The organism is Photorhabdus heterorhabditis, from assembly GCF_018448905.1.
Taxonomy (GTDB): Bacteria; Pseudomonadota; Gammaproteobacteria; order Enterobacterales; family Enterobacteriaceae; genus Photorhabdus; species Photorhabdus heterorhabditis.
Genome location: NZ_RCWA01000012.1, coordinates 54,300 through 80,346 on the forward strand (window position 1 = coordinate 54,300; position 26,047 = coordinate 80,346).

At 39.6% G+C, this 26,047-nt stretch carries 19 protein-coding genes and 2 tRNA genes; 17 read left to right on the forward strand and 4 right to left on the reverse strand.

Features of this window, described 5'->3' with window-relative positions; translation table 11 throughout:
• Positions 1–37 precede the first annotated feature (37 nt).
• The gene (locus EAE89_RS09835) at positions 38–697 is read right to left on the reverse strand and encodes a response regulator transcription factor (protein WP_054478867.1); all 660 of its coding nucleotides are present in this window, start codon (positions 695–697) and stop codon (positions 38–40) included.
• 577 nt (positions 698–1,274) lie between these two features.
• On the opposite strand from EAE89_RS09835, the gene EAE89_RS09840 reads away from it, so the two are divergent.
• The 11 genes from EAE89_RS09840 to EAE89_RS09890 all read left to right on the forward strand — a co-directional run bounded on the left by EAE89_RS09840 (position 1,275) and on the right by EAE89_RS09890 (position 18,331).
• A complete protein-coding gene (locus EAE89_RS09840) occupies positions 1,275–2,768 on the forward strand; it encodes an APC family permease (protein WP_214085735.1) in 1,494 nt (497 codons plus the stop codon).
• Positions 2,743–3,363, forward strand: coding sequence for a DUF3156 family protein (locus EAE89_RS09845; RefSeq protein WP_054481395.1), 621 nt, complete (start codon positions 2,743–2,745; stop codon positions 3,361–3,363). Before EAE89_RS09840 ends, EAE89_RS09845 begins: the two co-directional genes overlap by 26 nt.
• Positions 3,364–3,729: 366 nt before the next feature.
• Entirely contained in the window at positions 3,730–5,175 is a 1,446-nt protein-coding gene (locus EAE89_RS09850; RefSeq protein ID WP_054481393.1) for a 4-hydroxyphenylacetate 3-hydroxylase family protein, read from the forward strand.
• A gap of 542 nt (positions 5,176–5,717) precedes the next feature.
• Positions 5,718–7,160, forward strand: coding sequence for an alkaline phosphatase (phoA, locus tag EAE89_RS09855; RefSeq protein WP_149616697.1), 1,443 nt, complete (start codon positions 5,718–5,720; stop codon positions 7,158–7,160).
• Between the two features lie 358 nt (positions 7,161–7,518).
• Positions 7,519–8,310: an AttM family quorum-quenching N-acyl homoserine lactonase gene (attM, locus tag EAE89_RS09860; RefSeq protein WP_200905778.1), complete on the forward strand. Its 792-nt coding sequence runs from the start codon at positions 7,519–7,521 to the stop codon at positions 8,308–8,310.
• 782 nt (positions 8,311–9,092) lie between these two features.
• Positions 9,093–10,865: a carbamoyltransferase family protein gene (locus EAE89_RS09865; RefSeq protein ID WP_214085736.1), complete on the forward strand. Its 1,773-nt coding sequence runs from the start codon at positions 9,093–9,095 to the stop codon at positions 10,863–10,865.
• 28 nt (positions 10,866–10,893) lie between these two features.
• The gene (locus EAE89_RS09870; protein WP_214085737.1) at positions 10,894–13,026 is read left to right on the forward strand and encodes an SGNH/GDSL hydrolase family protein; all 2,133 of its coding nucleotides are present in this window, start codon (positions 10,894–10,896) and stop codon (positions 13,024–13,026) included.
• 544 nt (positions 13,027–13,570) lie between these two features.
• Positions 13,571–15,703: an SGNH/GDSL hydrolase family protein gene (locus EAE89_RS09875; protein WP_214085738.1), complete on the forward strand. Its 2,133-nt coding sequence runs from the start codon at positions 13,571–13,573 to the stop codon at positions 15,701–15,703.
• 126 nt (positions 15,704–15,829) lie between these two features.
• Positions 15,830–17,023 (forward strand): MFS transporter, encoded by a 1,194-nt coding sequence (locus EAE89_RS09880; protein WP_054481332.1) that lies wholly within the window; start codon positions 15,830–15,832, stop codon positions 17,021–17,023.
• Between the two features lie 41 nt (positions 17,024–17,064).
• On the forward strand, positions 17,065–17,799 hold the full coding sequence (locus EAE89_RS09885; protein WP_054481334.1) for an aspartate/glutamate racemase family protein: 735 nt from the start codon (positions 17,065–17,067) through the stop codon (positions 17,797–17,799).
• Positions 17,800–18,064: 265 nt separating this feature from the next.
• Complete coding sequence (locus EAE89_RS09890) at positions 18,065–18,331, forward strand: DUF1435 family protein (RefSeq protein WP_054481336.1); 267 nt, start codon at positions 18,065–18,067, stop codon at positions 18,329–18,331.
• 53 nt (positions 18,332–18,384) lie between these two features.
• On the opposite strand, the gene EAE89_RS09895 is transcribed toward EAE89_RS09890, so the two are convergent.
• The 3 genes from EAE89_RS09895 to rsmC all read right to left on the reverse strand — a co-directional run bounded on the left by EAE89_RS09895 (position 18,385) and on the right by rsmC (position 19,793).
• A tRNA-Leu gene (locus EAE89_RS09895) sits at positions 18,385–18,471 on the reverse strand.
• Between the two features lie 48 nt (positions 18,472–18,519).
• Positions 18,520–18,606: transfer RNA gene (locus tag EAE89_RS09900), tRNA-Leu, on the reverse strand.
• A 170-nt stretch (positions 18,607–18,776) separates the two neighbouring features.
• Positions 18,777–19,793, reverse strand: coding sequence for a 16S rRNA (guanine(1207)-N(2))-methyltransferase RsmC (rsmC, locus tag EAE89_RS09905; protein ID WP_054481339.1), 1,017 nt, complete (start codon positions 19,791–19,793; stop codon positions 18,777–18,779).
• Between the two features lie 128 nt (positions 19,794–19,921).
• Here rsmC and EAE89_RS09910 point away from each other — a divergent pair, with 128 nt between their 5' ends.
• The 6 genes from EAE89_RS09910 to EAE89_RS09935 all read left to right on the forward strand — a co-directional run bounded on the left by EAE89_RS09910 (position 19,922) and on the right by EAE89_RS09935 (position 25,595).
• A complete protein-coding gene (locus EAE89_RS09910; protein ID WP_054481341.1) occupies positions 19,922–20,335 on the forward strand; it encodes a DNA polymerase III subunit psi in 414 nt (137 codons plus the stop codon).
• Positions 20,304–20,771, forward strand: coding sequence for a ribosomal protein S18-alanine N-acetyltransferase (gene rimI / locus EAE89_RS09915; protein ID WP_054481344.1), 468 nt, complete (start codon positions 20,304–20,306; stop codon positions 20,769–20,771). Before EAE89_RS09910 ends, rimI begins: the two co-directional genes overlap by 32 nt.
• A gap of 134 nt (positions 20,772–20,905) precedes the next feature.
• The gene (gene prfC, locus EAE89_RS09920; protein WP_054481346.1) at positions 20,906–22,495 is read left to right on the forward strand and encodes a peptide chain release factor 3; all 1,590 of its coding nucleotides are present in this window, start codon (positions 20,906–20,908) and stop codon (positions 22,493–22,495) included.
• Positions 22,496–22,939: 444 nt separating this feature from the next.
• The gene (locus EAE89_RS09925) at positions 22,940–23,317 is read left to right on the forward strand and encodes a BON domain-containing protein (protein ID WP_054481347.1); all 378 of its coding nucleotides are present in this window, start codon (positions 22,940–22,942) and stop codon (positions 23,315–23,317) included.
• Positions 23,318–23,752: 435 nt separating this feature from the next.
• A complete protein-coding gene (locus tag EAE89_RS09930; protein ID WP_054474975.1) occupies positions 23,753–24,817 on the forward strand; it encodes a patatin-like phospholipase family protein in 1,065 nt (354 codons plus the stop codon).
• Between the two features lie 4 nt (positions 24,818–24,821).
• On the forward strand, positions 24,822–25,595 hold the full coding sequence (locus EAE89_RS09935; RefSeq protein ID WP_054474973.1) for a TatD family hydrolase: 774 nt from the start codon (positions 24,822–24,824) through the stop codon (positions 25,593–25,595).
• Positions 25,596–26,047: the final 452 nt, after the last annotated feature.

Consider the following 26,047-nt stretch of genomic DNA (forward strand, 5'->3'; position numbering starts at 1 on the left):
CATCTTATTGTTACAGGTAATTTATAACATTTACCAATTACAAGTGCCGGGTAATAAATCCGTTGGAAACCAGTTCGGTGCGATTAGTCACTTTAGTTTTGACAAAGATATTGCGCAAATGGGTTTTTACGGTAGACAGGGAGATATTAAGTGCTTGTGCAATCCGTTTGTTACTAGCACCTGCTCTTACCAAATTAATAATTTCCTGTTCTTTAGCTGTCAGAATCGTTGGTGTTTCAGGAAGTAAATCTCTAGTAGCTAATTCAATTAATGGTAGGATAGTACTGAGCCGATTAAAATCTTTCGGTGTAAATGGAATATCTCGTAATAAAGAAACTCCAGCGATAATTCGGTTGTGTTGGCGGATAAATATTTCTGCAATATCTTGTATGTTATTTGGCAGCATAAATTCATAGTAGTATTTATTATGCTTGGTCAGTGTATTTTGATCCATGCCAACCATATTAATATCATTTTGTTGATAATTGGCCGGTTTGAGTGGATCTAAATGCTGAAAATGTGCCAGATAATTCTTGTGTGTTTCGCCTGAAATACCATACAGAATGTAGTTCTCAGGGCGTGACTTATCGTTCACCAGATAGAATGCTGCAGCTGAGATAGGAACTAAATGAGCAATAGTGTTCAGGCAACTGTAAATTAAAGTATTTTCACGGTTGGTTGAAGGTAAGGTAGACAAGAATGTTCTCTCTTAGAATAGTATCTATACCCAATAGATTTCAAGATGCATCGCGACGGCAAGGGAGCGAATCCCCGGGAGCATAGATAACTATGTCATAGAGAACTCTGTGACCGGGTGAGTGCAGCCAACAAAGAGGCAACTTGAAAGATAACAGGTATAATTGGATAAGTTGAAATGGATGATTAATAAAAGGGTAATTAAACTGTGGAATTAACACAAAATAAACATCTTAATAACGTGACATAGATTACAATAAATAAAATTTTATAAGGTGATAGTTACTGATTAACAACACTATATTGGTACATTTCTGAAGTGATTTTTTCATGTGTTAATGAATTATTGTTTTTTTATTGTTTGATATTTAAGTGATTATGTTTTTTATCTCTACCTTCTGGTATTTTTCGCGATATTTTTTGCGTCATTAATCTCCCTTTGGATATCGTCCTTTAGGACGATGGTCGATATTCCGCTTCGCTTTCTATAGTGTATTTATCCCTAATGAAATTTACAAAAAATTCACAAATAAATAGTTATTAACGTTATTTTTATGGCCGGAATAAGAGGGAAAATGATGAGTATGTCAACGCGGCTGGCTTCGCATATTGAAAAGGGCGTGGTGGGGTTTCCTACTACACTGGCAAGTTCCGTTGGGGTAATTATGGCAAGCCCGGTTATTCTGACTGTAACAAGTGGTTTTGGTATTGGTGGTGATACTTTCGTATTGGCTATGATAATTAGCTTTATCATGATGCAAGCTCAAGTGACGACTTTTTCCGAAGCGGCAGCCATTTTACCGACATCGGGTTCTGTCTATGATTATATTTCTTGTGGAATGGGGCGGTTTTGGGCGATTACCGGCGCGCTTTCAGCTTATTTAATTGTTCATATTTTTGCGGGTACGGCAGAAACAATTCTGTCTGGCATTATGGCATTAGTGAATTTTGATAGCCTTAATACGGTGATGGAAAGTAATAACGCGTCATGGATGGTGGGCGTTGGACTGGTTATTACTTTCGGGTTACTGAATGCGTTGGGTATTGAAGCGTTCAGTAAAGTCGAAATTGTGCTGACATTCTGTATGTGGAGTACTTTGGTTATTTTCAGTATTTGCGGATTATTGATGCCGTTTACTGTGCCACTGGAGAGTTGGTTCGGTGAGGGGCTTAATCTGAGCGATCCACTAGCGGTACTGAGCTTGGTGGGTATGGCGATGTTTATGTTTGTTGGCTGTGAGCTGGTCACGCCTATGGCGCCAGAAATTAAAAATTCTGCCAAAGTGCTCCCGCGAGCAATGATGACAGGCTTGTGTGGCGTGGCTCTCTGTATGGGGTTATACGGGGCATCGATCAGTCATCAGGTAGAGAATGTACTGGTTGATGTAGAAAATAATGTTCGTTTGCTGGAAACGCCAATGGCAATCCCTGCGTTTGCGGGTCAGGTAATGGGCGATTTTGGTAAGTATTGGATTGGTACCGGGTTATTACTGGCAGGGGCTGCAACGATTAATACCCTGATGGCGGCTGTGCCACGCATTTTTTACGGTATGGCATTGGATGGTGCATTGCCGCGTATTTTTGCTTATCTGCATCCACGTTTTAAAACGCCAATATTTGGGATTTTGGTTGCGGTAATGATCCCCTGTTTACATGCCTTTATTATTCAGGGCGATTTGAATCGGATTATGCCTTTGGTTCTGGCAGCAGTATGTGCTTGGTGTGTGGCTTATTTGTTGGTGACATGTTCCGTGATATTACTGCGTATCCGCAGACCTGATTTACATCGTGCCTATAAATCACCCTTTTTCCCATTGCCTCAGATTATCTCTAGTGTGGGTATTATCTTGGCGATTATTCATATCACACCTCCGGGAATGAATCCCAGTGACGTGTATATTCCCTTCGCCATTATGTTGGGCCTGACAGCCAGTTATGCTCTGTTTTGGACGCTCTGTGTACAACGGGTGAATCCGTTTAAACCAGTGCCCGTTGAGCAGGTACTTTCGCATACTTTTACTCAGGGTGAATTGTCGGAGGTGCAACGTGAGTCACTTCGTTCCCTTCATTGATGCTATTTGGCGGCGATTCAGTAAACCCCGCCACCCTTCTGGCTATCAGGTCGGTATGACTCTAAACTGGCTGCAACAGAATTTGTCACCTTACTGTTGTGAGCGTTTATCAACAGAAAGTTTGCAAATTACGTTACCTGATGGACCTCTGGTTGAAGTTTATGAAAAGCCGAAAGCACTGTTTCTGGCTTATATTGTCAGTTGTTGTTTTCGTTTGCAGGGAATCACTTCATTCAAGGAAAAAATAGTTATTAAAGCCAAAGTAAAAGGAATACTTCGGCGAAAGACAGTGAATTATTACTGTTGTCATGGTGCAGAGTTTGGACAGCAGATTATTGATTTACTCAATCAGTATCCATTGATTGGTGAAACGTTAGCAGAGCTGGATTTTCGGCATCTCACATTGAATATTTATCAGGGGCAATGGCAGTTCGAGGTGGAGCATTTTGCTGCTTCTGAGGTTGTTAGTCGGTTACCCGCTAGTCGTCGTTATTTGCGTTTGACAACTAGGCAGCGTTATCTATTACTCAGTACCTTGCTGATGTTTAGCCAGTTAATAGGGAAATTAGATGAAAAAACAGTAAGATATGCATAATTCTTGTTTATTTTAAAATAGAAACCACCGATATTTATTCAGGAATCGGTGGTTATCAAGTCATTGTTGTTCAATATATATTTAATATATGGAAAATAATATCGTCAGGAAAGTTTAAAAGTAATTATAATATCATGAAGTTACCATGTGAAAATTATTTGTTTATTAGAATGACTACGAAGTTATATCGTTAAAAGGCTGTTATAATATTTTAGTGATAAACAGATGTATTGGAAACATGTTAGCTCTCCGTGGGAGCAATTCTCGTTGTAGGTTGGTTGTTCGTAGTTGGAAGCTCCTATTTTATTTTTAGACCTTTGAAGATCGATTTACCTAAAATCAATCCCGTTTCGGAGGAAGTCATTAATGTCTAGAACAGGTGAGGAATATATTGAAAGCCTGCGTGATGGAAGAACTGTTTTTTTAAATGGAGAAAAGATCACAAATCATGTGGATCACCCTGCTTTTCGAAATGCAATCAGGACCGTAGCTTCACTTTATGATTATCAGGCAGAACATGCCGATCGGATGACGTTTGAAATCCCTGGAGGCAAGAACGTCGGTTTAAGTTGGGAGCTTCCTGATACTCGAGAAAAATTGATTGCCAGAGGTGAGGCTGCGTATGCTTGGGCAATGCAGAGTTGTGGTTGGTTAGGCAGAAGTCCGGATCATGTTGCTTCTGCTATGACTGGAATGATCACTCACCTGGAAATATTTGAGGAATATTCTAGGGACAGAGCCGAGGCGTTAAAAAACTACTATTTATATGCCCGTGATAAAGATACTTATTTGACTTTTACATTAGTCAATCCACAAGGTGATCGATCCAAAACGCCCAGTGAGCATGTAAAAAACGTATTTCATACTCTTCGTGTACTGGAGGAAAAACCGCAAGGAATCATTGTTCGAGGGGCAAAAATGTTAGGGACAGCCGCTGTCCTTGCAGAAGAGGTTTTTGTTGGTGTGTTCAATCCACTTAAAGAATTTGTGGATGATCAATATGCTCTATCTTTTGCGTTACCTTTGAATACTAAAGGGATAAAAATTCTTTCTAGAAAGTCCTATGAAATAGGAAGCAATAAATTTGATTCCCCTTTATCGCATCAATTTGATGAAAATGATTCTGTAGTTTATTTCGACGATGTCCTCGTGCCGTGGGAAAGAGTTTTTATTTATAAAAATACAGGTATGTGTCGCAGACAATTTCAGGCAACTGCTGCTGATGTTTTAATGGATGTTCAGGGCATGGCCCGATATGCCGTTAAGCTACATTTCTTATCGGGTTTGGCTCATCAGCTTACCGAAGCTATAAGCACCAATGAATTCCCTGCTGTTCGAGAGTCACTAGCTGAGCTGGCTTGCTATGCCACTAACATGGAAGGGCTATTTCGTGGTTTGCTTCACAACCCTGATCGACATAATGAGTACTATATTCCTAATCGATTACAACTATATGGTTGCCAGGTTGTTTTGCAGTCAATTTATCCAAAAGTGATAGAAAACATCAGAACACTTTCTGGTGGTGGTGTGATTATGTTGCCATCCAACTATGCTGACTTAAAAAATCCAGAAATCCGTGACTTAATAGAAAAAACGCAATATTCAACCTTACTTGAACCCATTGAACGCGTGAAGTTACTGAAATTAGTTTGGGATGCCATTGGCTCTGAGTTTGCATCACGTCATACTCAATATGAAATGTTCTATTCAGGGACGCATTTTCTTGCTTTGTCTCGTGTTTATGAACAATATGATTGGGATTTTGCTAAGAGTATGAGTAGAGGGATTTTAGATTCTATTGATGTGAAATAAATTGTGTATTTAATATAGGGTATAGTTACTCATCTTTAATTTTATCGAATTTGAAGAAACGGGATAGAATATATTCCGTTTCTTTGTTGTTTAATCCATTAAAAGAGGGGTAAGTTCACTAGGCTCATATTAATGTGCTAAGTTCTTCATATGTCCATATAATAATTGGTTGTAAAATAATTTATTTGGGATATTTGGGCGCGGTTATATCATTACTAATGAAAGTTAGTATGCAATTAATTTCTCTTGAGGACTTACCCAATAGATTTCAATTTGCAGCGCGGCGGCAAGTGAACGTATCCCCAGGAGCATAGATAACTATGTGACCGGGGTGTGTGAGTTCAGCCAACAAAGAGGCAACTTGAAAGATAACAGGTATATATCTCATGGTGTGAGACGTTGTCTTACGGAACACAGTCATTAGTAGCAAAGTGGTAAATTAGGTATATTTTTTTCACATAATTGTCACATAGTTTATTTAGTATTCCTTTTAGTAGATAACGATAGTTTTTACTCCGATTGTTTTTAACAAGGAAATCTAAATGTCTAAAAAACATACAAAAAATTTGATCGCAGTTATGATTTCAGCCTTAATTTCAGGAGTCAGCCTGCCAGTGTTGGCAGAGAGTACTCAGAAGGTTAATCAAATTATGGCGGAAGATCGTGCAGTAAAAGGCAATATTACTGAATTTGGTGGTGCTCGTCGTATGACTCACAATCAGGTTGAGGCATTGAAGGCGGCAATTAATAACCATAAAGCTAGAAATGTTATTTTGTTTATTGGTGATGGGATGGGTGATTCTGAAATTACTATTGCCCGTAACTATGCAGAAGGTGCTGGTGGATTTTTCAAAGGCATTGATGCTTTGCCATTTACTGGACAATATACACACTATTCTCTCGATAAAAAGACCCATAAACCTAACTATGTGACTGATTCTGCCGCTTCTGCTACAGCTTGGGCTACTGGCGTAAAAACCTATAATGGGGCATTGGGCATTGATGTATTTGGTAAAGATCACCAAACCTTGCTTGAGCTAGCAAAAGCGAATGGTAAAGGGACCGGCAACGTCACAACGGCCAGAGTGCAGGATGCTACACCAGCTGCACAATATGCGCATGTGACCAACCGCTATTGTTCTGGTCCGAAAGAGACGGCAGAAGAATGTCCGACGAATGCGTTGGAAAATGGGGGACGAGGTTCTATCACCGAACAGCTGTTAGTGGCTCGTGCTGATGTAACATTAGGTGGTGGTGCTAAGATTTTCACCCAGAAATCGGTTGCTGGAGATGGAAAAGGTAAAACGCTGGAAGAGCAGGCACAAGAACAGGGCTACCAGCTGGTAAGAGATGCTAAGTCACTGGCATCAATTACCGAAGCAAATCAGAAAAAACCGCTATTGGGTCTGTTCCATGAAGGCAATATGGATATTGCTTGGGAAGGGCCTAAAGCGGTTTATCACGGTAATATTGATAACCCTCCGGTGAGCTGTAAAGTGAATTCCAAACGGAATCCTGATGCGCCAACTTTGGCACAGATGACAGCGAAAGCTATCGATCTGTTGAAAGAAAATAAGAATGGTTTCTTCTTGCAAGTAGAAAGTGCGTCTATTGATAAGCAGGATCACAAAGCTAACCCTTGTGGGCAGATTGGTGAAACGGTTGTATTGGATGAAGCGGTTCAAGTTGGCCTGAAATATGCGCGTGAACACGGTGATACATTAGTGATTGTCACGGCTGATCATGCTCACTCTAGCCAGATTATTGAAGCGAATGTGAAGTCTCCAGGACTAACTCAAGCATTGATTACCAAAGATGGTTCTGTAATGGCAGTGAGTTACAGTAATTCTGAGGGGAAAGAGCAGGAACATACGGGAACTCAGCTCCGTGTTGCCGCTTATGGCCCTCAGGCAGCGAATGTTGTTGGTTTGACCGACCAAACAGATCTCCATTTCACTATACGTAGTGCGATGGAATTAAAGTAATTTTTGCCAGATGATGCATTGAATGGTAAGAATTGAAAGTAAGATTACTTTTAATATTCTGCCCGTTAGTCAGATTTTTTGATTAACGGGCAGACTTGTATACAAAATTTAAATTTAATATTACGGTCACGGTATTCGTCTGGGTATTGTATATCCTTCCATACATGGTTCTGTTATTTAGGCTTGTAACGCCGCGTATGGAGAGAGAATTGGCTAGTTTGATCCGTTTGCGTTTATCAGCAAAATGACACAAATCATGAAGGAAAGTGGAGCACCTCGCCGGCAAGTGAACGCAGCCAACAAAGCGGTAACTTGAAGGATGAAGGGTATAAATCCGATTAAAAAGGTTAACATCATTATGTCAGACATTCGCCTGTATATGCTGCAAACCGGATCTCTCAAATGTAAGGTTCACAATATTAAGATGAATCAGGGGAATGGTGCCGATTATGAAATTCCGGTTCCATTTTTTCTACTCACTCATCCTAAGGGTCATACGCTGATTGATGGCGGTAATGCGGTTGAAACTGCAACCGACCCCGAAGGCTACTGGGGAACTATCACAAAAACCTATTGGCCGATAATGCGTGAAGATGAAGGCTGTGTAGCGCAAGTGAAAAAACTGGGGATTGATCCCGCAGATATCCGCTATGTGGTGCAATCCCATCTTCATCTCGATCACACTGGCGCAATAGGGCGCTTCCCTAATGCGACGCATATTGTACAACGACGTGAATATGAATATGCCTACACACCGGACTGGTTTGCTGTCGGTGGCTACATTCGTAAGGATTTTGATCGTCCGAAGCTGAAATGGGCGTTTCTGGATGGGGAACGCAATGATTTGTTTGATGTCTATGGGGATGGAATTTTAAAAACGGTATTTACTCCGGGGCATTCGCCGGGACATCAATCACTACTGATTACTTTGCCGAACAGTGGCAGCTTGTTGTTAACAATTGATGCTGCTTATACTCTCGATCATTGGGAAGAACGTGCATTGCCTGGGTTTCTCACTTCTACCGTTGAAACTGTGCGTTCGGTGCAAAAGTTACGGCATTTAGCCGAACGTACAGATGCGATTGTGGTAACGGGACATGATCCGGATGCCTGGCCAACATTTCGTAAGGCACCTGAGTATTATGATTAAACCGAGTTCGGCAATATTGGTATTTTGTAAACTAGATTCTGCCACTCAATAAGAGAAAAGGAACATTTCCAAAAATAGCCAGAGAGTGGAAGTGCTATTTAATTCAGAAAGCCTGCTTTAACGCGGGTTCATTGTATGCTTTCAGTGATTAAACAGCCTGAATGCCCACTGAATATTTATCTGATCATTATTTCACGCGGAAATTCAATCAATTCATTTAACTAATTATTTTTGCGATTATTAATTTTTGACAAATAAGAGGTTAATATTAATTTGTTGAAAAGGAATATATTTTCTTTTCATGTAAAGTGAAGCGATAAATGGTGATGCCTTATAATGTTTTGTTTTAATAATGATCACAAAATTGACTCAACAAGGCTTACATTTTTGACATAAGACTGATACTGTTCAATAAAATAATTATAATGTTTATACCTTTCATCCTTCAAGTTGCTGTTTTGTTGGCTGCTTTCACTTACCCCAGTCACATTGTTATCTAGACTCCCGGGGATGTGTTCACTTGCCGCTGCGCTGCAAATTGAAATCTATTGGGTATAGATAATAAATTTCAAAGAAATATTATATAAAGTAAAAAGTTAGCAGTTATTTCTATTGTGAAATCAGTATTGATATGTTGTAGCGTGTTATTGTTTTTTAATAAAAGTATTTGGTGAATATTTCAATCGATAAATGGAAATAAGATATATGATTTACTTTAAAATAATAAATGGTAACGCGCTCTGTATTTATTCTTAAATCTAACGAAGATAGGGTATAACGCTATGAATATAATAGGTATCTCTGCAAATTTCCATGATTCTTCCTGTGCGCTGATCAGTGATGGTCAATTAGTAGCAGCTGTTTCAGAAGAGCGATTTTCTAGACTTAAAAATGATTCCAGATTGCCAATTAGAGCTTTCAGGTATTGTTTAGAAGAGGGCGGGATTGATATTACTGATGTTGATTGTGTCGCTTATTATGAGAATCCGTATAAAAAGCTGTCCAGGCAACTTGCTTCTAATTTTAACTTTTCTGCTACCGATGGCCTTCATTGGTTGGATTGTCACAAGCCATTTCGTGATATCACTGAAATATTAGGGTATGAGAAAGAGATTAAATTTTACGATCATCATATGGCTCATGCCGCCGGGAGTTATCTATTTTCTGGTTTCACCGACGCAGCTATATTAACTTCCGACGGTGTAGGTGAATGGGAAACATCTACTTTTGGTTATGCGCAGGGCGATAGTATTAATTTATTCGAGAAAATCGAATATCCCAATTCAGTCGGCCTCTTTTATAGCACTATTACTAACTATCTGGGATTTAAAGTACTCAGTGGTGAATATAAAGTCATGGGGTTGGCACCTTATGGTAAGCCAATATATACCGATAAGTTGCGGGAAATGTTCAGCATGGAAAATAAGTTCAGTTTTAAACTGAACATGCAATTCTTTGACTTTAGCCAAATGAATCGAATGTATACGGATGCTTTTATCGACTTGATTGGCTTTCCTCCAAGGGAGCAAGAATCTGTGATGCTGCAACATCATATGGATTTAGCGAAAAGTTTGCAGGTTGTGCTGGAAGAGATTCTCATCGAACAAGTTTATAATTTGCGCGAGAAAGTTGATTCCATAAATTTATGCTTATCAGGTGGTGTGGCACTAAACTGTGTTGCTACCCATGCTATCCGTAAGACCGGTCTATTTAATAATATTTTTATTCCTCCGGCTGCTGGAGATTCTGGTTCTGCCTTGGGTGCAGCTGCATTGGCTCATATTGAGATAACGGGAAAACGACACAGTAACGAACCATTTACCAATCCTTATCTTGGGCCGAAATTTAATAATGAAAATGTATTGGAAATGCTAACTTTAATGGGGATTGAAGCTTTAGATTTCCGGGAAGATAGAGAAAGTTTTGAGCAGACTATTGTTGAAATGCTGACTAATGGTAAAGTTATTGGCTGGTTTCAAGGACGGATGGAATTTGGCCCGCGTGCTTTAGGAGCACGAAGTATTATTGCTGATCCCAGAGATCCTTCTATGCGAGATCGGCTAAATGCCTTAGTTAAAAAGAGAGAAGGATTTAGACCATTTGCCCCCGCTATCTTAGAAGAAGAAGCGGCAAATCATATTGAATTATCAATCCCAACCCCATTTATGCTTGAAACTTGTCAGGTAACGTCAGATTTAAGTTTACCCGCAATTACTCATATTGATGGTTCCTGCCGACCGCAAACAGTTACCGCTGATACGAATCCAAAATTTCATTCTTTGCTGAAGGCGTTTTATAACGCGACGAATTGCCCAATATTAGTGAACACCTCTTTTAATGTTAGGGGAGAACCGATCGTTTGTACTCCTCTCGATGCGATAAGATGTTTTGGTAATTCAGGCATTGATGTTTTAGTGCTGGAGGATTTCATTATTGATCGTTCTATGCTTTCTAAAGAATTTTCTAAAATGGCAGAAAGAGAGTTTAACCTTATTAAGCCCCAACGTGATCTATTTACCGGACAATCTATAGAAGCTATTTATACTTTTATCTAGCATAAACTTAAGTGTTTAGGAAAATAATATGAATAAATCTAACGTCAATACTGAAAAGTTAGCAATGTTTCTTTCTGATAATAAAGAAGATGCTTTGGAAGTGATGCGATTAGCTCAAATCTATTTAATGAGTGAAGATCAAAACAATAACGATGCTAAATTTTTTAATAACATTCCTTCATGCAGTGAAAATATTGATGGATATACGGCTATCGGGACATGGCATCCAGAGAAAATTGATGGTGAAATTATTTTTGTCAGACGTGAGCAGTCTGACTCCATTTTTTGGGAAAGCTCACAGCAGCAGCTAACGCTGAATAAGGCAAAAAATGTGAAAAGGATATGCTTTATCGGTGAGTCTGTCGCGCTTGGTATGCTTTTCTCTCCTCATACTACGCCCGCCAAAACATTAGCGCATTTATTGAATCAGCATACTGATAGCGAATGGGAAGTTATCGATCTTGCAAAAAGTAGCATGAGCTCAGGGGGGTTATTGGAGACTTGTAAGGCGAGCTTACAATTACAACCGGATTATGTCGTTATCCTTGCGGGTAATAACTGGTTTGGAGATGTGTTATTTGGGCATAATCCCCCGTTGGAAAGACGCAGAAATTATGCCAGTGTACTTGCAAATTCAGGTCCTAATGGAATGGCGGTTGAATATAAGGAAAAGCTGGAAAAGAATGCCGAAATATTGATAAACAGAATAGATGCAATATCTAAGGAAAGCGGTATTGAATTTATTTTTGCTTTACCGGCAGCCAATTACGCAGATTGGGAACGGAAAACGCCACTTCATTGGTTGGGTAATGGCAAAACTGCTGAGTGGTATGAATTATATCGCCATGCATCACAAGCAATAATGAGTGGGCAGTATGTTGAAGCTTTAGAATTGGGTCTGAGCATGATCGGTATTGATGGCGGCACTGCGGCGACGTCTAACCGTATTGTGGCTAATAGCTTGATTGCGTTAAATAGAGCTGAAGAAGCTAAGCCATATTTAGACGCGGAATGCAGTTATGCGTTAATGTATGATCTTATAACACCACTTCCAAGTACTCCCTCATTTGTTAAAGAGCGTATTCTCCAACAAAGCGTTGGCATCAAAATTATCGATCTAGAATATTATTTCGCTAAGTATTTAGACACGAGTGTGTTGGATGATTCACTCTTTATTGATTACTGCCATATGACACCGGAAGGTTTTAAAGTTGCGATGTCTTCTGTAGCAGAATGGCTAATTAATCATGGAAAAGATAAGTCAGATGTAAACTGGGAGATAATGGCAAGAGAAGACATTGATTTAAATGTATCTTCATATGATTTAGCTGTTTCTTATTTTTATACTGCTTTATACAACAGTCATATCAATCGACCGATTAATGAAGTCGCGGAAAGAGGGCGAGTCGTTAAGTTATTTGATAAAGCTGTTCAATATTCATCTGAAATACTGGATGTTATGGAGCTTTATATTAAAGCCAGAAGTTGTGAGAGAGGAGCAGGATTTGGCCTAAGTCAAGCAGGGCAAAAGCTACTTGAACTTGTCAATTCTCCACACGATTTTTATATTGCTCAAACATCACCAGGCGCAGATGCGCAAACGATTGACGCAATCTGTGAAATACTTAATAAGTACGGTCGTCATGGTCATGTGTTGAAAGAATATTATCAAAAGAGTTATATCGACCAACTTAAATACGGCGTAGATTTGACTGAACCTCAATATATTGAGCGAGCTAGTGCGGTTATTATAGTTTCCGCAGAGATTGAATTAAATACGCGAAGAAATGTTCCATATTTTAAATCATGGTGGCCAACATCATCATTTACGCTGATTACGAGTGGTAATCGTGATCTAAATATGGCAATTACCAGCAGAGTTAAGAAATATATCGAAGAGAGTAAAGTCAAGATTTTAATTAACGGTGAATTGCTTGAAGAAATCAAGCCATCATCGGAATGGTCTCGTCACCAATTAATTATTCCAGGCTCTCTCACTAAACCGGGATTCAATACAATTACTTTGGAGTGGCCTAAGTTAGCACAGGATGAAGAAGAGGAAGTGTTGAATATATCATCTCGATATAATAAAGGTTTAAAGACAGAAATATTTCCAGTATTTGGTGAATTATTCTCATTAAAGGTCTCTTATTCAGAATAGTTTGGTTTTATAATATCTGTGTGATCTGCCATCCATTGTTATTTAGTGTAAGCAAGCCCGCGCTTTAAAGCGGGCTAATTGTGTGTCTTTGGCTATTACACGGCTTGAATGTCATTACTCCTATTTTACACAGAAATTTACTTAATTCATGTAACTAATTATTCCTATGATTATTAATCTGTTGATAAATGATAGATTAATATTAATTTGTTGAAAAGGATCATATTTGATTTTCATGTAAAATGAAGAGATAAATGGTGGTGATTTATAATGTTTTGTTTTAATAATGATCACAAAATTAACTCGATAAGGTTTACATTTTTGACATAATACTGATATTGTTCAATGAAAATAATTATAATATTTATACCTTTCATCCTTCAAGTTGTTGCTTTGTTGGCTGCTTTCACTTACCCCAGTCACATCGTTATTTATGTTCTTGGGGATGCGTTCACTTGACGCCGTGCTGCAAATTTAAATCTATTGGGTATAGAAGCTATTTATACTTTTATTTAGCATAAACTTAAGTGTTTAGGAAAATAATATGAATAAATCTAACGTCAATGCTGAAAAATTAGCAACGTTTCTTTCTGATAATAAAGAAGATGCTTTGGAAGTGATGCGATTAGCTCAAATTTATTTAATGAGTGAAGGGCAAAATAATAACGATGCTACATTTTTCAGTAATATTCCTTCATGTAGTGAAAATATTGATGGATATACGGCTATCGGGACATGGCATCCAGAGAAGATTAATGGTGAAATTACTTTTGTCAGACGTGATCAGTCTGACTCCATTTTTTGGGAGACTTCACGGCAGCAGCTGACGGTGAATAAAGCAAAAGATGTGAAAAGGATATGCTTTATCGGTGAGTCTGTCGCGCTTGGTATGCTTTTATCTCCTCATACTACGCCCGCCAAAACATTAGCGCATTTATTGAACCGGCATACTGATAGCGAATGGGAAGTCATCGATCTTGCAAAAAGCTGCATGAATGCGGGGGGACTATTGGAGACTTGTAAGGCGAGCTTACAGTTACAACCGGACTATGTGATTATTCTTGCCGGTAATAACTGGTTTTCAGATGTGTTGTTTGAGCATAATCCACCGTTGGAAAGACGCAGAAATTATGCCAATGTACTTGCAAATTCCGGTCCTAATGGTATTCCGATTGAATATAAGGAAAAATTGGAAAAGAATGCAGAAATATTGATAAACAGAATAGATGCAATATCCAAAGAAAGCGGTACTGAATTTATTTTTGCTTTACCTGCATCCAATTACGCAGATTGGGAGCGGAAAACGCCACTTCATTGGTTGGGTAATGGCAAAACCGCTGAGTGGTATGAATTATACCGTTATGCATCACAAGCAGTAATGAGTGGGCAGTATGTTGAGGCTTTGGAATGGGGTCTGAGCATGATCGATATTGATGGTGGTAACGCAGCGACGTCTAACCGTATTGTGGCTAATAGTTTGATTGCGTTAAATCGTGCTGAAGAAGCTAAGCCATACTTAGATGCAGAATGCAGTTATGCGTCAATGTATGATCTTGTAACACCATTCCCGCATACCCCTTCATTTGTTAAAGAACGTATTATCCAGCAAAGTGTTGGCATCAAAATTATCGATCTAGAATATTACTTCACTAAGTATTTAGGCACGAGTGTGTTGGATGATTCACTCTTTATTGATTATTGCCATATGACACCAGAAGGTTTCAAAGTTGCGATGTCTTCTATAGCAGAATGGCTAATTAATCGTGGAAAAGATAAGCCAGATGTAAATTGGGAGGTAATGATAAGAGAAGCCATTGAGTTGGGGGCATCTTCATATGATTTAGCTGTTTCTTATTTTTATACTGCTTTATACAACAGTCATATCAATCGACCGATTGATGAAGTCGCGGAAAGAGGGCGAGTTGTTAAGTTATTTGATAAAGCTGTTCAATATTCATCTGAAATACTGGATGTTATGGAGCTTTATGTTAAAGCCAGAAGTTGTGAGAAAGGAGCCGGATTTGGCCTAAGTCGAGCAGGGCAAAAGTTGCTTGAACTTGTCAATTCTCCACACGATTTTTATGTTGCTCAAGTATCACCGGGTACAGATGCGCAAACTATTAACGCAATTTGTGAAATACTTAATAAGTATGGTCGTCATGGTTATATGTTGAAAGAATATTATCAAAAGAGTTATATCGACCAGCTTAAATACGGTGTAGATTTGACTGAACCTCAATATATTGAACGAGCTACTGCGGTCATTAAAGTTTCTCTAGATCCTGAGGTAAATACACGAAGAAGTATTCCATATTTTAAATCATGGTGGCCAACATCATCGTTTACGCTGATCACGAGTGGTAATCGTGATCTAAATATGGCAATTACCAGCAGAGTTAAGAAATATATCGAAGAAAGTAAAGTCAGGATTTTAATTAACGGTGAATTGCTTGAAGAAATCAAGCCATCATCTGAATGGTCTCATCGTCAACTACGAATTCCAGGCTATCTCACTAAGCCTGGATTTAATAAGGTCACCTTAGAGTGGCCTAAATTAGCACAGGATGAAAAAAAGGAAGTGTTAAATATATCATTTAGATATAATAAAGGTTTAAAAACTGAAATATTTCCAGTATTTGGTGAATTATTCTCATTAAAGGTCTCTTATTCAGAATAGTCTGGTTTTACAATATCTGTGTGATCTGCCATCCATTCAATAAATCTGGTTTATCGATCTTGTTTGATGGCAGCACTTTGTGTTTATATTATATAGGATTAATAATGTTCAGAGGTGAATTGATTTATGTCGCCGTTAATGTTAAGGCTTTTACCGATAATACTTATCGTTGGAATGGTTCCATCATTTGTAGAAGTTGATATTACTTTGCCAGCATTCCCCCAAATGCTGAGGTTCTTTTCTGCAACTGAATCGGCAGTGCAATTTACTTTAATAGTGAATTTCTTAGGGTTATGCCTATTCACACCTATTTTCGGTCCTCTTTCTGAGTCGTATGGGCGAAGAAAAGTCATTCTAATCGGAGCTACTCTATTCTTTATTGGTAGTGTAGGTTGTTCAATTTCGGGTGATCTGAGTCAATTGTATTTATTTAGGTTTATCCAAGGAATTGGGTGCAGTGCTATTTGGGTTGTTGGGTTTATAATTTGCTCGGATACCTATAAAGATGAGGAGTCAGTACAGGTTTTTGGAATCCTTAACTCAGCAATATCAGCGGCTCTCATTATAGCACCTGTTGCTGGCTCTCTTATTGTTGTATATTATGATTGGAGATCTACCTACCATTTAGTGGCTTTACTGAGTTTTCTTTCTCTTATGGCTGTGTTTATCATTCCTGAAACAAATCGTGATACGATAAAACTGAGTGTAAATGAGGTTGCAAGAAATTATTGTCAACTTATATTTAGTACGCGTTTCTTGATATATACTTTTACCCCTGGGTTATTAGTGTCTGCATGTATTGCATATGTATCTGTTGTCCCATTTTTATATATAGATAAAATGGGAATGAGTTACTATATTTTTTCGATACATCAAGCAATATTAGGAATATGTTTAGCGGTGGCCGGATTCTATTCAGGTGCTTTGAATAGAAAGATTGGTTCAGTTAATTGTATCTATCTGAGTATTGTCATTTGTTGCATAGGGTGTAGTTCACTCATAATATTCAGTCATTTTTATCCTAAATCTGCAATACCCTTTACGCTGTCAATGGCTGTCATTTGTATTGGTTCTGCTTTTCAATATAGTATGGTGTTCTCTCATTCTTTGGCATTGTATCCTAAATTGGTGGGTTCAGCATCATCTCTATTAACTTTTTTTAGGCTTATTTTTTTCAGTCTCAGTGTTTTTATTTCAGGATGGGCATTTACTGGAAAGCTATTTAATTCAGCAATAGTAGTATCATCGATAATTACTATAGGGTTATTGTTTTCATTACTCGTTTTAATTGATTTTCGAAATCATGCAGTAAGTCGATAAATTAACGATAGGTCACATGTTAACTAATTAAAGGGTCATTTATGAGAATTAAAGTTATTGTTCCGTTGTTGACATCGAAATATAATTCAGCAGTACAAGAGGAGATTTCTTACTATATTGCACAGGATGTATTAATTACCGTTGTTAATTTAGAGTCTGGCTCACCTTCGATTGAGTCTCGTTACGACGAAATGTATTCAACTCCTGAGATTGTTGACAAAATCATCGAATCTGAAAAGGAAGGATATGATGGCGTCTTTGTGAGTTGTGTAAGTGATCCTGCTATTTCCGTTGCGAGAGAGATAGTTGATATTCCTATCGTTGGTGGATTCGAGCCTGCTGCGTTAAGTGCTGGAATGATCTCGAAGCGTTGGGGAGTAATTACAATTACTCAGTCTTGTGCACGTTTGATTAGAGATCTTGCGACGTTAGCTGGTATTCACCAGAAATTAGCTTGTATTTGCAGCATTGATCAATCTATTGACGAATTGCACCAAATACCTGGAAAGTTAGAAGATGTTCTCCTCACTCAAACTAAAAGGATGGTTAATGAAGAACGAGTAACAGCTATAGTATTAGGTTGTACTGGCATGATAGGGATGGCGAAGTACTTATCCAAAGAGATGGGAGTTGTAGGAATGCCGATTCAGGTGATTGACCCTACAGCGGTTGCATTAGGTTATCTACAGATGATGATAAGAGCAGGTCTTACCCATAGTCGTTTGGAATATCCAAAACAGGATTTAAGAAAAAGGAGGATTAGCTGCATTGAATAATATGTGTAATTGCATACTATTAAGTTGATTATTAAGGTAGTCTTTGAACTCGATAATATGTGATAAGGTAGCTGATTCTGGCAGCTTTAGTTTTGCCTCTTGTTAAGCCACAATTTTTTAGTCCTGTCAGTATACTAAGCTGGAATAGCTTGCGCTGGTGTCACAAGTTATTCATCTTATCAGATTAGTAATTGCAACTGGCTTGTACTTCGTACTTTTTTGTATATGATATTGGTAATCATTATCATTTAAATTGGTGTAAGTTATGATAAGGGCTAAAGAAAGGCAAAGATCTCTTTTCTGGCAGGGAATGACCAGCTTGTGGGGAGTGGGTTTATCTAGTTTGGCGGGAATACTATTCGTAATAGTGAATCCAGGAATTGAGCAGTTTAAAATTGGGGTAGTAGTCGCAATGTTGCTAACTTTATTTATGTTGTTGAATCAGAGGTCGCGCCATTTTCTGTTAATACCATCAGGATTTGCTGTACTGTGTGCTTTGCTGGCTGGCGCGAATCGGTTTGGTTGTTTTTGACGTTGTTTAGGAGGAAAAGTAAGTGAGAAAACTGATGCGAAAAATGAACAGATTGGTGCGAAAGGAGGGACTTGAACCCTCACGTCCGTAAGGACACTAACACCTGAAGCTAGCGCGTCTACCAATTCCGCCACCCTCGCAGGTACTGTTATTTTCTGTTGCCGAATCTTATTGGCAGTTGTCTGATTTGGTGCGAAGGGGGGGACTTGAACCCCCACGTCCGAAAGGACACTAACACCTGAAGCTAGCGCGTCTACCAATTCCGCCACCCTCGCAAGTTCAGACACTATCAACCTTGATTGATAGCACGGAGGCGAATTCTAGAGATTTTGTAGCCTACGTCAATCATTATTTATTATAGTATTGCATGATTGCCGTAAAAATCATCATTTACTATTTTGTTATCAAAGATGGCCTGTCCATAGTCACGGACAGGCTAAACAAATCAGGATTTTTTTATTGCTTGGTAAACTTTGAATTTCCCCGTCTGAGCAATGACTTCATGATTGCCAAACGTTTTATCCAGTAAATCGGGATAAGGCAGGAAAGCATTAGCGACAATCCGTAGTTTACCCCCAGGTTTAAGGTAGCTGGGCGCCTGGCGGATCAGATCGTCGGCTGCCCGCAAACTGGTTTTCAATCCTTCATGGAAGGGGGGATTAGAGATAATCCAGTTGAATTTATCTTCAATATTGGAATAAACATTACTGACGATAACTTGACCTTCCAGTTTATTGGCTTTTAAGGTTGCTTTACTGGAGGCAATAGCGGCTGCATTAACATCACTGAGAGTAAGTGCTAGCTCAGGATTATTTTTACCCAATACGGCAGCCAAAACACCCGCACCACATGCGATATCCAGTAAATTGCCAGAGAGAGGCTTGTCAAAGGTAGAAAGCAATAAACGGCTGCCAACATCCAGTTCATCCTGGCTAAATACACCCGGTAAAGTATTCACTATGACGTTTTCCACCTGATAACTGTTCCACCAGTTATCCTGTTCAAACAGCACCTCATGTTCTAATCTGCCGTAGAAGAGGCTGCAACGACGGGCGCTGTCGATTTTTTGGAAAGTTGCCATACCGTCCATCAGTTTGTCTACACTACGTACTCCGCTACGGTTTTCACCGACAATAAAGATATTGATACCTTTTGGTAAAACAGAGAACAGGCTGCGTAATTGAAAGCGAGCTTCTTGCTTACTTTTAGGCCAGTAATAAATAAGGGTGTCGCAACCTCGGGTAAATGCTTTTTCGGCTGCCAAGCCAAACCAGGCATTATCACCCAGAGTACGGATCAGTGATTGCCAGTGATGATATTGGTTAGTGTGCACTCGCACACTGGCAGCATCAATTTGGGTTGCCAGTGTGTCTTGAATATCACCCGCGAACAGCAGGTGATGAGAGCTAAATTGCTCTCGGTGACGCAAAATAACTTCACTGGCGGGGGTTAATGCAGACATTTGTCTATAAACTCCTTCATGTTCTGTGTTCAAATATTAAGTAATGATAAATCTAAAACCCAATATTGGCGCAGATAGTGGCCTCTGATAACATGTTACTGATTATTTTTTACAGCAGGTGAATAGATATGGTAACCCGGCGCGACAGGTTATTAGCTCAATTGGGGATTACCCAATGGGCCTTACGTAACCCGGCGGTTTTGCAAGGTGAGTTAGCTGTTCACCTACCTGATGCCACCCGTCTGCTAATTATTACCAATGACCACATTGATTTAACTCACTCATTATTAATAGATATTTTTACAGCTATGGGGCTGGATAAATCCTCTGTTTACTGCATTACATCAGATAATGTTGTGATGCTACCGGAACAGGTTAAGTGCCCATGTTGGCTGTTGGGTGTGGATATTACACTATCATGGCAAGGGATTTCTTTGAGAAGCCCTGCATTAAATGATTTATATTGTGATGGAAAGGCAAAACGTTCTCTTTGGCAGCAGATTTCTCAACATGAACAACATTTCTCTATTAACTCCCGCTGATCTCCCGTTCGCTTTTCTGGTTGAACAAACTAGTCATGCGTTCCCGTGGAGTGAAAAAACGTTTTTCAGTAATCAGGGTGAGCGGTATCTGAATTATAAAATAACGATTAATGAACAACTTATTGGCTTTGCTATCACTCAATGGGTATTAGATGAAGCCACATTATTTAATATTGCTATTCATCCCGACTATCAAGGTAAAGGTTACGGTAAAGCATTACTGGAATATTTAATATCCATTCTACCAGACAAAGGAATGAATACTTTATGGCTTGAGGTAAGACAATCGAACTACTCCGCTATCAGGTTGTATGAACATTTAGGCTTTAATCAAGTCTCTGTGCGTAAGAATTATTATCCTACTGCAACAGGTAAAGAAGATGCCATTATTATGGCATTGCCGTTACTTTCTGAATGGTGCAATGAAATTGATTGATTGTTTATAGCACCAATTTCAGCGAAAATGAGCGCCAATTTTTTATTCATCCATGGGTTTGGGAGTTGTTTTCCTTGCGGGGAAGCGCCTGATGTTGAGTACAAGCCCGTATACAAAGCAGAAGATTCTTATTGATGTCAAATTCCCCTTTTCAGCAAGAAGTCGCTAAACGGCGCACTTTTGCAATCATTTCTCACCCTGATGCAGGGAAAACAACCATCACTGAAAAAGTGTTGCTGTTCGGACAGGCGATTCAGAAAGCAGGTACAGTGAAAGGTCGTGGTTCAAATCAGCACGCGAAATCTGACTGGATGGAAATGGAAAAACAACGTGGTATTTCCATTACTACTTCGGTGATGCAATTTCCTTACCAAGATTGTCTGGTTAACTTGCTTGATACGCCAGGACATGAAGATTTCTCCGAAGATACTTACCGCACATTGACGGCGGTTGACTGTTGCTTGATGGTCATTGATGCCGCTAAAGGTGTTGAGGATCGTACACGTAAATTGATGGAAGTGACCCGTCTGCGTGATACCCCGATTCTGACGTTCATGAACAAGCTTGACCGCGATATCCGTGATCCAATGGAATTGATGGATGAAGTGGAAAATGAGTTGAATATTGCTTGTTGCCCAATCACCTGGCCGATTGGGTGCGGTAAATATTTTAAAGGGGTTTATCATCTTTATCTTGATGAAACGTACCTGTATCAAACCGGGCAGGGGCACACTATTCAGGAAGTCCGCGCGATTAAGGGGCTGAATAATCCTGAATTGGATGCTGCGATTGGTGAAGATTTGGCTGAGCAATTGCGTCAGGAGTTGGAACTGGTGCAGGGCGCTTCCCACGAATTTGATCATCAGGCATTTTTGCAAGGTGAACTTACACCCGTATTTTTCGGTACTGCATTGGGTAACTTTGGTGTTAACCATATGCTGGATGGTTTGGTTAAATGGGCGCCTGTACCAATGCCTCGTCAGACCAATGTCCGTGCAGTTTCTGCTCAAGAAGAGAAATTTACCGGATTTATCTTTAAGATTCAGGCCAATATGGACCCTAAACACCGCGACCGCGTGGCTTTCTTGCGTGTGGTATCAGGTAAATATGAAAAAGGCATGAAGTTGCATCAGGTAAGAATTAAGAAAGATGTTGTTATTTCTGATGCGCTAACATTTATGGCTGGTGATCGTTCTCATGTGGATCATGCCTATCCGGGAGATATTATCGGTCTGCATAACCACGGGACAATTCAGATTGGTGATACCTTTACCCAAGGGGAAGATCTGAAATTTACGGGTATACCTAACTTTGCGCCAGAATTATTCCGTCGTATTCGTCTGCGCGATCCTCTGAAGCAGAAGCAGTTATTAAAAGGATTGGTTCAGCTATCTGAAGAAGGTGCAGTACAGGTATTTCGTCCCCTGATGAACAACGACTTAATTGTGGGGGCTGTGGGTATTCTACAGTTTGATGTTGTTGTTGCTCGTCTGAAAAGTGAATACAACGTTGAAGCTTTATATGAACCAGTAAACGTTTCGACTGCGCGTTGGGTTGAGTGTCATGACGCTAAAAAGTTGGAAGAGTTTAAGCGTAAGAATGAACAAAACTTGGCGCTCGATGGTGGTGATAATCTGACCTATATTGCGCCAACCATGGTCAATCTGAATCTTACTGGTGAACGTTACCCTGATGTTAATTTCCGTAAGACACGGGAGCATTAATATTTTATAAGGCTAACAATAGGTTAGCCTTTTTTCTTTACAAAAATATATATAACACAAGAATAATTTATAATTTAGTCGGCAAGATCCGTCTTATTTTATAGCTCTTTGCTTTATTTTCCTGTTACTATTTCCCGGTCTTCACTGTATCTGGTGTTTTTATTTTCCAATTTAGCTTAGCTACTGGAAGTAATAACCCATTTCTAATTCTAATGCGGATTGTTATTCTGTTTATACCCTATGGATTTCAAGATGCATCGCGGCGGCAAGAGAACGCATCCCCAGGAGCATAGATAACTATGTGACTGGGGTAAGTGAACGCAGCCAACAAAGAAGCAACTTGAAAGATGACGGGTATAGGTTACGTTTAGATTACCGTGTACAAAGACAGTATTGAATGGCTTTATAGATTCAGAAATCTAACCGACAAAAGGAAGGTATAAGATGAAGAATGTTAAATTGACTCACTCATTGATGGCTGTTGTTTTAGGCACCGCCTTGGTCAGCGGTAATGTGCTGGCGGAAGAGTCTTTTAAAAATAAAGCGACACAAGCATTTGATAGTGCTGGTCAAAAGATTGATGATTCAGTGAAAAGTGTTGATGGTTACATGGGAGATAGTGCAACCACAGCAAAAATTAAAAGCGAGCTGTTGGCAGAAAAGGGTATCAGCAGCAGTGACATCTCTGTAAAAACAGAAAAAGGAGTAGTTTATATTTCTGGTTTTGTGAAAAGTGAGGAACAATCCAGGAAAATTTTAGCGGTTATCGCTAAAGTGAAAGGGGTCAAATCTATTCAAAATGGTTTAACCATAAAAAAATAATATATACCCAATATACCCAATATACCCTATGGATTTCAAGATGCATCGCGGCGGCAAGGGAGCGAATCCCCGGGAGCATAGATAACTATGTGACCGGGGTGAGTGAGTGCAGCCAACAAAGAAGCAACTTGAAAGATGACGGGTATAGATTTCAAGATGGATCGCGACGGCAAGAGAGCGAATCCCCGGGAGCATAGATAACTCTGTGACCGGAGTGAGTGCCGCCAACAAAGAGGCAACTTGAAAGATAACAGGTATATTTCTTTGTCTAGGGTGGTTGTTTCCCATCCAACAAATTTTAGTTGTACTAACCAGATATGCGCCCTCACCAGGGGCCTTTTTATCAAAATATTGACTACTTAGCACCATAATATAATGACGGATAATAACTCCCCAAGTTATGCTCTATCCGTCATGTATTTTCTTGGGGGCTGTGTGGGGAAACGTATACCGATAACTTTGGGAAATATTGATCTATTATCCCATAAATATGAGTCGCATATTAAATCTGGAAAAATTGCGCTTGTTTGTGAAGGTGGAGGGCAACGCGGTATTTTTACAGCCGGTGTGCTGGATGAATTTATGCGTGTTGAATTTAACCCGTTTGATCTATTACTGGGTACTTCGGCAGGTGCTCAGAACCTTTCAGCTTATATTTGTGGACAACGTGGATATGCCCGGCGGGCTATCAGTCGCTATACAACAAATCCTATTTTCTTTAATCCTCTGCGTTTCGTTCGTGGTGGTCATTTAATTGATTTAGACTGGTTTGTAGACACTGTGTCTAGCGAACTTCCATTGGATATTTCGGCAGCTTTACGCAAATTTGATGCTGGGTGCGAATTTTATATGTGCGCGTGTCGTTCAGATAATTTTGAACCTACCTATTTCCATCCTGATGAGAAAAATTGGCTGGAAGTGATTAAAGCATCAAGTGCAATTCCAGGATTTTATCGCAATGGTGTCACTATCGACGGTGTTGTTTATTATGACGGAGGTATCAGTGATGCGATTCCAGTGGAAGAAGCTTATCGCCGAGGAGCTGATACCATAGTGGTGATCCGTACGGTTCCTTCACAGCTCTATTACACGCCTGATTGGATGAAACGCATGGAGCATTGGTTGGGAGATAGCAGCCTGCAAAAGATGGTGCGAATGCTACAACAACATGCGAAAAGCTACTACCGTACTCAAAAATTTATTGAGAACCCACCTGATGATGTACAGATTTTTGAAATCTACCCACCGGCTCCATTAATGGCTAGTGCATTAGGCAGCCGTTTGGCAGCGTTAAATAAGGATTATCATCTTGGGCGCCGTAGTGGTCGCTATTTCCTGGCAACAGTCGGTCACTTGTTTGTTGATAATGAATTCGGTATTGCTGAGCGTAAAAATTACAATTTTAACCGTAACTTCTTGTGCCAGAATGTAAAAAATAGAGATTCGGCTAGGTCATCAGCTACGTTAACAGAGTCATCAGAACAGATTAATAACGGATAGTTTCATGTTTATTGATACCCACTGCCATTTTGATTTCCCTCCATTTCGTGATGATGAGCAGCAGAGTTTACAACGGGCGGCTCAGGTTGGTGTGGAAAAAATTATTGTGCCCGCTGTCAGTGGGCACAATTTGCAACGGGTGTTTAAACTGGCTTGTTCTTATCCAGAGGTCTATGCAGGACTAGGCTTGCATCCTCTTTATATCAATGAACATCAGGAATCGCATCTGGCAGATCTGGAACGATTACTGAAACAGAAACATGAAAAGCTGGTAGCTGTCGGAGAGATTGGCCTCGATCTTTATATGGCTGAACCCCAGTTTGCAAAGCAGGAAGAATTACTGTGTGCCCAATTGCGGTTAGCAAAACAGTATGAATTACCCGTTATGCTCCATTCCAGAAAAAGCCACGATCAACTGGCGGCGATCTTGAGAAGAATCAACCTTCCTCGTACTGGAGTTGTACACGGATTTGCCGGGAGTTTATCTCAGGCGGAGGCTTTTATCCGTTTGGGATATTACATTGGGGTAGGGGGAACCATGACTTATGAAAGAGCGCAGAAAACCCGTCGCGCAGTGGCTGAACTTCCTTTAACTTTTCTTGTGCTGGAAACAGACGCACCGGATATGCCGCTTTTCGGGTTTCAGGGAGAGCCTAACCGACCGGAAAGAATTACCGGGGTTTTTGCTTCGTTATGTGAGCTTCGCCGTGAATCTCCTGATGAAATCGCCGCCCAGCTTTATCATAACAGCATTGAGTTATTTGGATTAGTTATATGATTTACAGCGTGATTTTAACTACTATTGGCAAAGATGCCGTTAACTGAAACTGGATAAATCGATGATGGATTAAGATTCAAGGCTTCAAGGTTATAATATTGGTAATATTTTGTATGAAAAAGTGGCGCTACCCGTGGAAACCTTGGAGATGAATTATTTTGGTTAGCGCCTGTGGGATTACCTTAGAAAAATATTAGTGAGTATCTCCTGAAATAGCGTCAATATACCTGTTATCTTTCAAGTTGCCTCTTTGTTGGCTGCGTTCACTTACCGCCGCGCTGCAAATTGAAATCTATTGGGTATAGTATTTAATGCTTGTGATAGTTTATTTTTATCCTGATTTTTATATAGCTAGAAGGAGTGGAAAGATAATTGAATTTTGGCTTAATCAGGGATTAGGCACTATTAATACGGTTATTTTTGTACAGAGTGGATTCGATTAATAAGTGCAT

Bases quoted from the DNA above. Each gene is read 5' to 3' on its own strand.
- EAE89_RS09840 (WP_214085735.1), top strand. From the start codon at position 1,275: ATGAGTATGTCAACGCGGCTGGCTTCGCATATTGAAAAGGGCGTGGTG.
- EAE89_RS09850 (WP_054481393.1), top strand. From the start codon at position 3,730: ATGTCTAGAACAGGTGAGGAATATATTGAAAGCCTGCGTGATGGAAGA.
- phoA (WP_149616697.1), top strand. From the start codon at position 5,718: ATGTCTAAAAAACATACAAAAAATTTGATCGCAGTTATGATTTCAGCC.
- attM (WP_200905778.1), top strand. From the start codon at position 7,519: ATGTCAGACATTCGCCTGTATATGCTGCAAACCGGATCTCTCAAATGT.
- EAE89_RS09865 (WP_214085736.1), top strand. From the start codon at position 9,093: ATGAATATAATAGGTATCTCTGCAAATTTCCATGATTCTTCCTGTGCG.
- EAE89_RS09870 (WP_214085737.1), top strand. From the start codon at position 10,894: ATGAATAAATCTAACGTCAATACTGAAAAGTTAGCAATGTTTCTTTCT.
- EAE89_RS09875 (WP_214085738.1), top strand. From the start codon at position 13,571: ATGAATAAATCTAACGTCAATGCTGAAAAATTAGCAACGTTTCTTTCT.
- EAE89_RS09880 (WP_054481332.1), top strand. From the start codon at position 15,830: ATGTCGCCGTTAATGTTAAGGCTTTTACCGATAATACTTATCGTTGGA.
- EAE89_RS09885 (WP_054481334.1), top strand. From the start codon at position 17,065: ATGAGAATTAAAGTTATTGTTCCGTTGTTGACATCGAAATATAATTCA.
- EAE89_RS09890 (WP_054481336.1), top strand. From the start codon at position 18,065: ATGATAAGGGCTAAAGAAAGGCAAAGATCTCTTTTCTGGCAGGGAATG.
- rsmC (WP_054481339.1), bottom strand. From the start codon at position 19,793: ATGTCTGCATTAACCCCCGCCAGTGAAGTTATTTTGCGTCACCGAGAG.
- EAE89_RS09910 (WP_054481341.1), top strand. From the start codon at position 19,922: ATGGTAACCCGGCGCGACAGGTTATTAGCTCAATTGGGGATTACCCAA.
- rimI (WP_054481344.1), top strand. From the start codon at position 20,304: ATGAACAACATTTCTCTATTAACTCCCGCTGATCTCCCGTTCGCTTTT.
- prfC (WP_054481346.1), top strand. From the start codon at position 20,906: ATGTCAAATTCCCCTTTTCAGCAAGAAGTCGCTAAACGGCGCACTTTT.
- EAE89_RS09925 (WP_054481347.1), top strand. From the start codon at position 22,940: ATGAAGAATGTTAAATTGACTCACTCATTGATGGCTGTTGTTTTAGGC.
- EAE89_RS09935 (WP_054474973.1), top strand. From the start codon at position 24,822: ATGTTTATTGATACCCACTGCCATTTTGATTTCCCTCCATTTCGTGAT.